Source organism: Halanaerobium sp. (genome assembly GCF_003070835.1).
Genome location: NZ_QBLR01000117.1, coordinates 1 through 10,331, shown reverse-complemented (window position 1 = coordinate 10,331; position 10,331 = coordinate 1). Strand labels below are relative to the sequence as shown.

Here is a 10,331-nt window from a genome sequence, read left to right as displayed (position 1 = left end):
TTATCGCTGATTCTGCCTTTGATAGTTATCAGACTTATCCTTTTTTAATTAAGGATTTTGGCTTTGATAAAGCAGTCATACCACTTAATTCTAGAAATAGTAGTTCAGATCTGCCCCAACCAGATTACAATGAAAACGGCTGGCCTTTATGTCCTAAAGATTCTTCGTTACCAATGAAACCTAATGGTTGGTGTCGCGGTAAAAACCGCAGCCCCAGATTTAAGTTTGTCTGTCCTAAAACCAATCATAAAGGTGGTAAAAGAAACTGCTACTGTGAAGACCCCTGTACTGACTCCAGTTACGGTAGAGTTACCTATACATATCCTGACCAGGATTTAAGAACTTATCCTGGCATCATTAGAGATACAGATGACTGGATAGACCTCTACAAAAAACGCGGCGTAGTTGAACAGACAATTAACTATTTTAAAGATGCCATGGTTACTGGTAATTTAAAAACACAGAATCTAAAGAGTATTAAAGCAGATGTTTTTCTGGCTGGAATCACTCAGCTTTTAACATTGATCTTAGCTGATAAAATGGATAAACCAGAAAATATTAGATCTTTAAGATCACTAATTGCTTAGAATTTAAATCTTTTAATATCTTTTTTTAAAACCTGTATTCATAGGTTTATTTTGTCATGCTTAATTTTATTAGAACATTTTCTTATTCAATTTTTTGAAATCTAAAAATTGAACTCAACCTACTATTTACAGTTTTTTACTATTTTCTTTGCCTATTTTGCAAATACCTATGATAAATATCATAATTATAATTTATTTTCAGTTAAAGTTAGTTTTCTTTTCTAATCCGAACTGAATTAGCGTGGGCATCAAGTCCTTCACCTTCAGCCAGACAGATCACATCGTCACTGGCTTCTTTTAAGGCCTCTTTACTGTAGTGGATAAAACCGGAATACTTAACAAAATCTCTAACAGATAATGGTGAAAAGAATCTGGCTGTTGAATTAGTTGGCAGCACATGATTTGGTCCTGCATAGTAATCACCAATCGGCTCCGGTGTATATTCCCCTAAAAAGATAGAGCCTGCATTTTCTACTGCCGGCAGTAGCTCAAACGGGTTTTTGACTGCTAATTCTAAGTGCTCAGGTGCCACCAGATTGATCATTTCCATTGCTGCATTTTGGTCTTCAACTTCAATCATCAGGCCAAAGTTTTCCAGAGATTCTTTGATAATTTCTTTTTTGCTCAGTTTTTCAATCTGTTTTTCTAATTCTTCTTCAACTTTTTCGATCAGCTCTGGTGCATCTGTAACTAAAATCGAAGAAGCAAGCGGGTCGTGCTCAGCCTGACTCATTAAATCAGCTGCAATGTAGGACGGGTTGGAGTCTTTTTCCGCCATAATCATAATCTCACTGGGACCGGCAATCATATCAATTTTAACCTGACCAAAAACCAGTTCTTTAGCCATAGAAACATAAATATTACCCGGGCCAACAATAATATCCACTCCCGGTACAGTTTCGGTTCCATAGGCTGCTGCCGCTACTGCCTGAGCTCCTCCGATTTTGAAGATGCGGTCAGCACCTGCAATCTCAGCTGCTGCTAGAATTACGGGACTCACCTTTCCCTCTTTGTCAGGTGGAGTCAGCATTATAATTTCTTCAACCCCTGCCACCTTTGCTGGAATAACAGTCATTAAAACTGAAGATGGATATGCCGCCCGACCACCGGGAACATAAACTCCTGCTTTTTTGAGCGGCTGGCAGATCTGACCGGTAATAATTCCCGGTTTTTTCTGCTTCTGCCAGGATTTATCCTTCTGCTCAGCGTGAAAATCCTCTATATTTGCAGCTGCATTCTTTAAGGCTGCTATAAAATCCTCATCTACTTCCTTTAAGGCTGCTTCAATTTCAGCATCTGTTACCTCAAGTTCTGAAGCCTCAAAATCAACTCCATCAAAACGAAATGTGTATTCTAAAACTGCCAGGTCTCCATTTTTTTGTACATTTTTTAAAATGCCGGCTGCAGTCTCACGATATTTGGCCAGATTATCACCGGAGCGGCTTTCCAAAAGCTCCTTAACCTGATCCACATTCCGGCGGCCGTCTTTAATTCTTTTTAGATTAAGCTTCATCACTATCATCTCCATTAACTACCTGATCCAGAGCTTCAATTATTTTAGAAATTTCATCCTGTCTGGTCTTCATACTTACTTTATTAACCACCAGGCGGGCCGATAAGTCTCTGATGCTCTCATAGACTACCAGTCCGTTTTCCTTTAAAGTCCTGCCGGTTTCGACAATATCTAATATAGTATCGGCAAGTCCTGTCAGGGGTGCCAGCTCGATTGACCCATTGAGCTTAATAATTTCCACCGGCTCTCCTTTACTGCGGAAATAGCGGCGGGTAAAATCCGGATATTTGGTCGCAACTTTGCGCTCCAGTAGAGTATCTTTGCGGTCAGGCAGACCGGCCAGAGCGAACTCACAGACTCCATATTCTAAATCCAGGACCTCATATAAATCGCGATTTTCCTCTAATAAAGTATCTTTGCCTACAATCCCCAGATCAGCTGTTCCATATTCAACATAGATTGGAACATCTGCCGGTTTAACAAGTATAATTTCAAATTTTTCACTTTCTATTTCAAAAATTAATTTACGTGATTTAAGCATATTCTCAGGCAGATCGTAGCCGGCCTGACGGAAAAGTTTAACTGCTTCTTTAGCCAGCCTTCCTTTTGCCATAGCTATACAGAGATTATCCATTATTCCCACTCCTCTATTTTATTTAAGATCAGATATTCTAATGCTTCTTTTTGATTTCTTTCGATTACTGCAGTTTCGCCTCCATTTTGCTTTAACTCCAGCTTATCAGTTTTTAAACAGATCTCAAAATTAACCTGCTGAAAATCTAAATATTCTTTGTCTGCTCCATTATAGACTTCAACAACAAAACCAGCATTCCTTAAGTCTTCTGCCAACTCAAAGGCAAGCTTCAGATCTGAGTTATCCTGGTAAGATATCAAAAATCTTTTTTCCTGATCTTCACTAAAATTTTCCGTTCTGTTTAAATAATCAAGTAAATTCTCAATTTCTAAGGCAAACCCGACTGCCGGCTCTTCTACTCCAAATTTCTCAGTCAGATTATCATAGCGGCCTCCACTTGCCAGCAGGTTGCTGTAGCCCTTTGCATATCCCTTGAAGATCAGGCCTGTATAATAGCCGTGGCGGGAAATCAACATCGGATCAAAGGTAATATATTTTAAAGCTTCAAATTCTTTCAGCTTATTGAATAATTCGTCTAAAGTCTTCAGAGCCTCTTTGGTATCTGTTGATAAAGGCATCGCTTCTAATTTTTTGACTACTTCTTTGGGTTTACCAAAAAGTGAAGGCAGGCTTAATAAAACTTCTGCTGCATCCTCTGTCAGTTCGATATCTTTAATGTAATTTTTAATCCCAACTTTATTTTTAGCTGCCAGCAGCTGGCGCAGCTCAGTTTTTTCTTTTTCAGCGATCTTTAAGTCTGCAAAAATTTCATTGATCAAATCTGCATGACCGATATCAATCAGCGGCTCTTCGACTCCCACTGACTGCATGGTCTTGATTAAAAGTAGAATCATCTCTAAATCTGATTCCAGGCTGGCTGAACCGATTAACTCTACTCCCGCCTGTGTTTTTTCTTTTAAACTTAAACTCTGAGAATTCTTAGACTGAAAGGCTGAGCTTAAATATGAAAACTTTAGGGGTCTGGGGCTGTCCTGAAAACGACTTGCCGCCAGTCGAGCAATCGGCATAGTTAGATCAGGTCTTAAAACCAGGATCTGCCCCTTATCATCGACCACCTTAAACATTTCACTTTTATCAACCAGGCCTTCTATACCTGCATAAAGTTCTAAGGACTCAAGAGTTGGGGTAATAACCTCCCTGTAGGCATTGGCTTCAAATACCTCTCTAATCGTCTGATAAATCCCTCTCCTCTTTCTTAATTCTGCCGGCAAAATATCGCGAACACCCTCTACAAATGCATTCATCTATAATGACCTCCCGTTTTAGTTTAGTGCTTTATCATGGTAAAGTGTTAAAATGTTGTATCTATTATATTGATTATCCACTCTGCTGTCAAGTCTTTTAGTAAATTTCTTATTCTGTCTTAATTTTAACACTATTCAAGTGAAATTTAAAAGACCTGCCAAAAATTTTTAACCCCGGCAGGTCTTAGTTTGAAAATATTTAGCTTTATAGTAAGAAGAGATATATCATTTTAATAGTCAGAACTCACTTCAGCACCTTCGATAATCTGCACACCTGAACTGGCTCCAATCCTGGTGGTTCCAGCTTCTATCATGGCCTCAGCTTCAGCTAAACTGTGAATTCCTCCAGATGCTTTGACACCCATTTTTTCACCAACAGTTTTTCTCATCAGAGCAATATCCTCAACAGTTGCTCCTCCACTGCCAAATCCGGTAGACGTTTTAACAAAATCCGCTCCTGCTGCTTTTGCCAGTTCACAGGCTTTAACTTTTTGCTGATCTGTTAAATAACAGGTCTCAATTATAACTTTAACCAATTTGTCTCCTGCAGCTTCAACAACTGCTTTAATATCATTTTTTACCAGCTCATAGTCTCCTTCTTTTAAGGCTCCTACTTTCATTACCATATCAAGTTCATCTGCTCCCTCGGCGGCTGCTAACTCTGCTTCTGCAATCTTGGTCGCAGTTGCATTAACTCCAAGCGGAAAGCCAATTACCGTACAGACTTTTACCGGAGAATCTGCAAGTTCTTCAGCCATTAAAGCTACCTGGTCCGGATTGGCACAGACTGAAGCAAAATTATATTCCTTTGCCTCTCGACACTTTTCTTTGACAGCTTCTTTCGTTACTTCTGCTCCTAAAATTGTATGATCAATCATTCCTGCAACTTCTTCTTTAGTCATTAATTAAAACCTCCTGCTGGATTAATAAAACTTTAGTTCTAAAATAATCGTTTGTTATTAAAAATAACTAATGTTTTTCTGCTCCTCCAGTCGATCTGTTGCTGGTGGAGGGGTAATTGAAAGATCTGTTATTTCTTTTCTCCACTCTTTGGTCATTTCAATATCTAAAGCTCCCAGTGACCCCTTTAACTGTTCCAGATTGCGGGCACCGATAATTGGAGCGGTAACTGCTGGATTGGACATAACCCAGGCTACTGCCAGTGAGGCAGGCTCTACTCCTTTATCTCGGGCATGGCTGCTGAACTCTTCTGCTATCTGATAGTACTGTTTTAAGCCATAGCGGGTGGCATAATCTTCTCTTTCCACCAGTCTACCTTTATCAGGTCGCTTATCTTTTCCATATTTACCGGTCAGTAAGCCACCACCTAAGGGACTGTAGGAGATGACTCCCAGATTTTCAGCCTCAGCCATCGGCAGAATCTCAACTTCAGCCTGTCTTTTAGCCAGGTTATACATCGGCTGCACAATTTCAAAGCGGGCCAGACTCTCCTGGCGCGAAATACCAAGTGCTTTTTCGATCTGCCAGGCCGCCCAGTTGCTGACTCCCGGATATAATATCTTACCCTCTTTGACCAGATCATCCATAGCTCTCAAGGTCTGCAGCATATCTGTCTTAGAATCAAAGCTGTGAACAAAATAAAAATCTATCCTATCAGTTTTCAGCCTCTTTAAACTCTCTTCTACTCCCAGTTTAATATGACGCCGGGAAAGTCCTTTTGCATTTACATCAGCAGCTGTTTTCCCGTAAACTTTTGAAGTTATGACCAGTTCATCCCGACACTTGTTTTCCTGCATAAACTTACCGAGCAGTTCTTCCGAGCGGCCTTCATTATAGACATCAGCAGAATCAAAAAAGTTAATACCTCTTTCTCTAGCTGCATTAAACATCCTGCGTGACATCTCCTCATCAGCAATCCCACCAAAAGACATCGTACCAAAACAAAGTGGAGAAACCTGAACTCCTGTTTTACCTACAGTTCTATATTCCATTATTTATCCCTCCCGGATTGTTTAACTTCTACTATTATTATATTTAATTCGAAAGATGATTACAAATTATTCTTGCAATTAATAATAAACAAAAAAGACCCAGTCCTTAGAAAGGTATTCTGGGTCTCCTGCATATTAAAATAAGTGTTCTATATTTATTTTTTTATTCTAGAAAATTAATCACCCTACTTTAGCCGAGAAAGCCTCGCTCATGTTAATGGGTGGGGAGGATGTCAATTAAAATCCAAGCCACTCTGTTTTATCTTTTGGATTTTGGCGTTCTTTTAAAGGAGGGTCCATATCTGGAATTCCAATCGGTATAATTCCAGCAATTTTTTCTGATTCAGATAGGTTAAGCAGTCTCTTTACTCTTTCACTGTGAGCAACATGACCTGCTATCCAGACAGTTCCTAGCCCCTGATCAGCAGCAGTTAACATTAAGTTTTGAACTGCAGCAGAAGCCCCCATTAATGCTTCCTCATCTTTAATTGGATCATCTTCTGTCTCATAACTTATAATTATATGAACTGGAGCTCCACCAAAATCCTTTGCATATTCAAGCATTGGCTGCTTTTTTTCTTCCGGAATATAGGAAGCATTGGGAATATGTTCTTTTGCATGACTATAAAACTCATCACAGATTCCATCTACTATCTCTCCTCTTGCAACATAAAACTGCCAGGGTTGACTATTTCCATCAGAAGGGGCCCAATTTGCCCCCGCAATTACTTTTTCAATTTTCTCTTTTGCTGGTATCTCACTTTTATAATTTCTAATACTTCTTCTGTTTTTTACAACTTCAAATAATTCACTCATTTACTATCACCTCATGTTAGTTATTTACTAATTATAAATATTATCCACTGTTAAGATATGATAATAAACTTAAGCGAGTTTGTCAAGTATTTGTTTAGGTTTTATTATTTACTAATTTATCTAATTAAAAATCATCTTATCCTTGAGAAATATTAATAAATCTTTTCTACAAATTCCAGATATCTATCTGAGGAGATAGGACAGTAGAAATAATATTTAACTTAACAGCTTATTATGCTATGATAAGAATAAGTAGTATTTAGCGACCAAAATAGAAAATAAGGAGAGATTTTTATGCTCTTTGATTACCACCTGCATTCACAATTTTCTGCTGACTCCGAAATGACAATAGACGAGCTCTGTCAGGCTGCAGTTGCTAAAGGCCTTGATGAAATTGCGATCACTGACCACCATGATATAGACTATAAAGATGATACAATTGAATTTTTAATTGATAAAAAAGAGTATTTAGCTGAGATCGAAAAAATGCAGCAGAAATACAGAGGTCAACTTACAATCAAAAAAGGAATCGAAATGGGACTCCAGGAACATATCTTTGAAGAATGTGAGCAGTATCTGGCTGATGATTTTGATTTTGTTATTGGCTCTTTTCATACTGCTGAAAAGGCGGACCTGTATAATGGAGATTTTTTTGAAAATTACGCCCAGTGGGAAGCCTATCTCCAATATCTAAAAGCTGTTCTCAATGTTGTAAAAAAATATGATCATTACAGTGTAATCGGTCATCTAGATATTATTCGCCGCTATGGTGACTTTGAGCAGCAGCCGGGATTGATGGAAGATGAGCAGACAGCTGAATTGATTAGAGAAATTTTAAAAACAGTCATTGCTAAAGATAAAGGATTAGAAGTTAACACCTCCGGCTACAGAATTGACGGCCAGAATCCCCTGCCAGATTTTGAAATTTTAAAACTTTATTACCAGCTGGGTGGTAAAATTTTAACAATTGGCTCAGACAGCCACAATACTGAGACTATAGCCAATAAATTTAATTATACTATCTCCAAACTAAAAGATATTGGTTTTACAGAACTGACAACCTTCTCAAAAATGAAAGCCGAATTTCATAAAATTTAGCTCCAATTATACAAGACCTCTATAATTTAAAAACCCGGAAAAAATAAAGGCAGGAGATTAAAGCTCTCCTGCCAGGTTATTTAATAATTTAGCTGTATCTTCTGGATTTTCTAAATAATATTCAGCTTTTGTATTTAAATTTGAATCATTCTTTACATAAACAGTAATCCCATCATCTAAGACTTCAAATGCATCCTCATCGGTTCTATCATCACCAATATAAATTCTTAAAGCACTATCCAGTTCAAAATTTTCTTTAATCCTTTGAGTCATATAGTCAACGCCTTTTCCTTTATCCCAGCCTTTCGGCCTGATTTCAATAACCTCTCTGCCCGAAAGAAGCTGATAGGCTGATCCAGCAAACAGTGAATCCAGTTTTTTCTCATGCTCTTTTTGCTTTTCTAATGAGTTGAAGTGAAGAGCCAGGCCAAAACCTTTATCTTCAACTTTAACATCATCTGATTTTTGATAGTCTCTCTTTACCTGATCGTAATTTTTTTGGCTTAAAATGTCAATATTTTTTGTTTGATAGGGATAAACTACTTCAACTTCAAAACTTAATTCAATTTCCAGACCGTGGCTGCCGGCATAACTGGCATCTTCTAAATGAAGCATACTTTTTAATTCACTAAGTTTTCTGCCTGAAACCAGACTTAAATAATATTTGTTCTTCCTCTTAATTATATTCAGGGATTTCTCTATCTGCGGTAGAGCATAAGCAGAAAGTGGCTCCGGATTAAAAGGAGCCAGAGTTCCGTCATAATCAAGAAAAACAAGCAGATTTTCAGCTGCTTCAATTCTTTTTTTTACTGTCTGTAGATTATGAGCATCGAGCAGATATTTTTTATTCATAACTATCAAGCCACTTTTCTAAGAAGTAATTGCGCCACCAGTTAATGTCATATTCCTTTAAGTCAGCCTGAGCCTGCTTAAGCCTTTCTTTCTTCTCTGATTCGGGCATCTCAAGCCCCTCATATATTCTATCTGCAAGCTCTTCTGTATTGTAGGGGTTTACTTTAAGGGCACTATCTAAATATTCTGCTGCTCCTGCAAATTCCGAAAGCAGTAAGACTCCAGAATCCTGAACTGCTAAATATTCTTTTGCTACCAGGTTCATCCCATCGATTGAGGCTGTAATTAGACCGAGATCTGCAGCTTTATAATAGGGCAGCAGCTCATTTTGCGGCACAGATCCATAAAAGTATTTAACAGGCTGCCACTGATCCTTTTGATACTTACCATTTATCTCTGCAACTTTTTTCTCAATTCTTTCTTTCATTTTTTGATATTCTTCAATTCCAGTCCGGCTCGGAGCCACCCGTTGGACAAAGGTAACCCTGCCCTGATATTCAGGATATTTTTCAAAAAAGCGATCAATTCCTTCCAATCTCTCTTCAATTCCTTTTGTATAATCAAGCCTATCAACTGCAAAAATCAATTTTTCTGTCTCATAATGATCTTTGACTTCTTTAGCTCTGGCAAGATAACCTTCATCATGGGAAAGCTGGTCAAATTTTTGATAATCAATGCCCAGCGGCACACTTTCAACCTTCGTTTTTGTACCCTGGTAATAAACTACTCTTTCAGAAAAATCAACTTCTGCACCAATTTTTTCTGCACAGTTTAAAAAGTTATAGACAAAGAGATCTGTATGGAAGCCCAAGAAATCGGCTGCCAGCATTCCTTCCAGAATTTCTCTGCGCCAGGGAATTGTTCTAAAAGCCTCCCAGGCAGGCCAGGGTATATGCCAGAAAAGTGAAGTTTTAAGTTCGGGCTTTTCTTCTTTTAGAATTCCCGGCACCAGGGTCAGATGATAATCGTGTATCCAGACCAGATCATCATCCTCCAGCTCTTCCAGGACACTTTCTGCATATTTCTGATTAACCTGCTGATAACTCTGCCAGTAGTCTTTTTTATAATTTGCTTTGGAAATAAAGGTGTGGCTGATCGGCCACATGATCTCATTTGAAAACCCATAATAAAACCCACTTTTCTCTTCTTCACTTAGCTCAATTCTTTTTAAAGTATAGCCGTTCTGATCAGGAACTCGAAGCTTATTATTTTGATCAACTGCTTCAAAATCAGCCTCACCTCGGCCCCAGGCAATCCAGAGCCCATCATCTTCCTGCATCATCGGATCAAGTCCGGTGGTTAGGCCTCCAGCCATTTTTTCCAGTTTTAAATTACCATCTTCAAATACATGTTTATATGGTTCTCCATTGGAAACAAGAACAAGACGATTTTGATCAAATTCTGCTTCCATAATTATTACCTCCTATTTTACAAATTCTCACTTCTCCTATATTACAAAATAACACAAAATGAAGGTAATTAAAGTAATTATTTAACAACTTAACAGCCAATTATTAGCTGGTGATAAGTAGCTATTTAAACATAAAAAAACTCATTTACTAAGTTATCAAAAAAATATTTTCTACCATTTCACTCAAATCATCATTGTTTTTC

9 protein-coding genes and 1 pseudogene are annotated in these 10,331 nt (G+C 38.1%); 2 read left to right on the top strand and 8 right to left on the bottom strand.

What is annotated here, in order from left to right:
- Positions 1–587: pseudogene (locus CI949_RS11970) on the top strand (ISNCY family transposase); the annotation flags it as partial.
- A 208-nt stretch (positions 588–795) separates the two neighbouring features.
- Here the strand turns inward: CI949_RS11970 and hisD are convergent.
- The 6 genes from hisD to CI949_RS11940 form a co-directional block, all read right to left on the bottom strand.
- Complete coding sequence (gene hisD, locus CI949_RS11965; RefSeq protein WP_290766854.1) at positions 796–2,100, bottom strand: histidinol dehydrogenase; 1,305 nt, start codon at positions 2,098–2,100, stop codon at positions 796–798.
- Positions 2,090–2,734, bottom strand: a complete 645-nt coding sequence (gene hisG, locus CI949_RS11960; RefSeq protein WP_108142470.1) for an ATP phosphoribosyltransferase — start codon at positions 2,732–2,734, stop codon at positions 2,090–2,092. Before hisG ends, hisD begins: the two co-directional genes overlap by 11 nt.
- A complete protein-coding gene (hisZ, locus tag CI949_RS11955) occupies positions 2,734–3,999 on the bottom strand; it encodes an ATP phosphoribosyltransferase regulatory subunit (RefSeq protein WP_290766851.1) in 1,266 nt (421 codons plus the stop codon). The genes hisG and hisZ overlap by 1 nt, the downstream gene beginning before the upstream one ends.
- A 230-nt stretch (positions 4,000–4,229) precedes the next feature.
- Positions 4,230–4,901, bottom strand: coding sequence for a deoxyribose-phosphate aldolase (gene deoC, locus CI949_RS11950; protein WP_290766849.1), 672 nt, complete (start codon positions 4,899–4,901; stop codon positions 4,230–4,232).
- A gap of 57 nt (positions 4,902–4,958) precedes the next feature.
- Positions 4,959–5,951: an aldo/keto reductase gene (locus tag CI949_RS11945; protein ID WP_290766847.1), complete on the bottom strand. Its 993-nt coding sequence runs from the start codon at positions 5,949–5,951 to the stop codon at positions 4,959–4,961.
- 237 nt (positions 5,952–6,188) lie between these two features.
- Positions 6,189–6,767, bottom strand: coding sequence for a nitroreductase family protein (locus CI949_RS11940; RefSeq protein WP_290766845.1), 579 nt, complete (start codon positions 6,765–6,767; stop codon positions 6,189–6,191).
- A 294-nt stretch (positions 6,768–7,061) separates the two neighbouring features.
- Between CI949_RS11940 and CI949_RS11935 the strand changes: the two genes are divergently transcribed.
- The gene (locus CI949_RS11935; RefSeq protein WP_290766843.1) at positions 7,062–7,865 is read left to right on the top strand and encodes a histidinol-phosphatase HisJ family protein; all 804 of its coding nucleotides are present in this window, start codon (positions 7,062–7,064) and stop codon (positions 7,863–7,865) included.
- A 57-nt stretch (positions 7,866–7,922) separates the two neighbouring features.
- Here CI949_RS11935 and otsB read toward each other — a convergent pair whose 3' ends face one another.
- Together otsB and CI949_RS11925 are read right to left on the bottom strand one after the other, a co-directional pair.
- Entirely contained in the window at positions 7,923–8,717 is a 795-nt protein-coding gene (gene otsB, locus CI949_RS11930) for a trehalose-phosphatase (RefSeq protein ID WP_290766841.1), read from the bottom strand.
- Positions 8,710–10,128, bottom strand: coding sequence for a trehalose-6-phosphate synthase (locus CI949_RS11925; RefSeq protein WP_290766839.1), 1,419 nt, complete (start codon positions 10,126–10,128; stop codon positions 8,710–8,712). Before CI949_RS11925 ends, otsB begins: the two co-directional genes overlap by 8 nt.
- Between the last annotated feature and the right edge of the window lie 203 nt (positions 10,129–10,331).

What these genes read in the sequence shown, in the direction of transcription:
- hisD (WP_290766854.1), bottom strand. Translation starts at nt 2,100, where the DNA reads ATGAAGCTTAATCTAAAAAGAATTAAAGACGGCCGCCGGAATGTGGAT.
- hisG (WP_108142470.1), bottom strand. Translation starts at nt 2,734, where the DNA reads ATGGATAATCTCTGTATAGCTATGGCAAAAGGAAGGCTGGCTAAAGAA.
- hisZ (WP_290766851.1), bottom strand. Translation starts at nt 3,999, where the DNA reads ATGAATGCATTTGTAGAGGGTGTTCGCGATATTTTGCCGGCAGAATTA.
- deoC (WP_290766849.1), bottom strand. Translation starts at nt 4,901, where the DNA reads ATGACTAAAGAAGAAGTTGCAGGAATGATTGATCATACAATTTTAGGA.
- CI949_RS11945 (WP_290766847.1), bottom strand. Translation starts at nt 5,951, where the DNA reads ATGGAATATAGAACTGTAGGTAAAACAGGAGTTCAGGTTTCTCCACTT.
- CI949_RS11940 (WP_290766845.1), bottom strand. Translation starts at nt 6,767, where the DNA reads ATGAGTGAATTATTTGAAGTTGTAAAAAACAGAAGAAGTATTAGAAAT.
- CI949_RS11935 (WP_290766843.1), top strand. Translation starts at nt 7,062, where the DNA reads ATGCTCTTTGATTACCACCTGCATTCACAATTTTCTGCTGACTCCGAA.
- otsB (WP_290766841.1), bottom strand. Translation starts at nt 8,717, where the DNA reads ATGAATAAAAAATATCTGCTCGATGCTCATAATCTACAGACAGTAAAA.
- CI949_RS11925 (WP_290766839.1), bottom strand. Translation starts at nt 10,128, where the DNA reads ATGGAAGCAGAATTTGATCAAAATCGTCTTGTTCTTGTTTCCAATGGA.